Origin of the sequence: Carboxylicivirga fragile (assembly GCF_050589805.1) — a bacterium.
Classification (GTDB): Bacteria; Bacteroidota; Bacteroidia; order Bacteroidales; family Marinilabiliaceae; genus Carboxylicivirga; species Carboxylicivirga fragile.
In genome coordinates, this window is record NZ_JBNGOY010000128.1 from 1 (window position 1) to 613 (window position 613).

Consider the following 613-nt stretch of genomic DNA (forward strand, 5'->3'; position numbering starts at 1 on the left):
ATGTAACTCCCATTGAATATGAATTAAATTATTACCAAGTTTTAATTGCGGCTTAAGGTCTTAAAAAAACGTCCGGTTTTTATTTGTAATTCCAGCATAAGAAAGCCCAGTATAACATGCAAAAATAAAAATATCACGCACTACCGAAAGGCGATCTAAGTCAATATTTTTAAATTCAAGATTTCTCAACTCGACCTTAGTTAAGAAATCTCGATGTGCTTCTTCAAGTTTGACTTTAAATTTTGAGTAAGGGTTCTTATTAATATGCTCCATGGACACGGCCAAATTAAGAACTCTCTTTAGATGTTTATGGTAATTCCAAGCCGTATTTTGATGAATTGAATATTCAGATTTCAAATACATATCGAAACGATTTAAAAAATCATAATCAATATTAGCAACTGAATAATCTTTAGAAAATAACTGCTTATTAATGAATTCACTAAGCTTTTTTCTTGAAACACGGTAATGTTTCAAAGTGCGATATGCATAACCTTTTCCTATATTGGTTTCAATTGTTTTTCACTATTAACCGACTAAAGTCGGGATTCATAAAATTCTCTTCTACAGCGCCCATTTATTGGGCGTTTGGTTTTTTATTTCAAATTAGACC

At 30.8% G+C, this 613-nt stretch carries 1 protein-coding gene; it reads right to left on the reverse strand.

What is annotated here, in order from left to right:
- Positions 1-60 precede the first annotated feature (60 nt).
- Entirely contained in the window at positions 61-477 is a 417-nt protein-coding gene (locus tag ACRD7B_RS22785) for a phage integrase SAM-like domain-containing protein (RefSeq protein ID WP_430826976.1), read from the reverse strand.
- Positions 478-613: the final 136 nt, after the last annotated feature.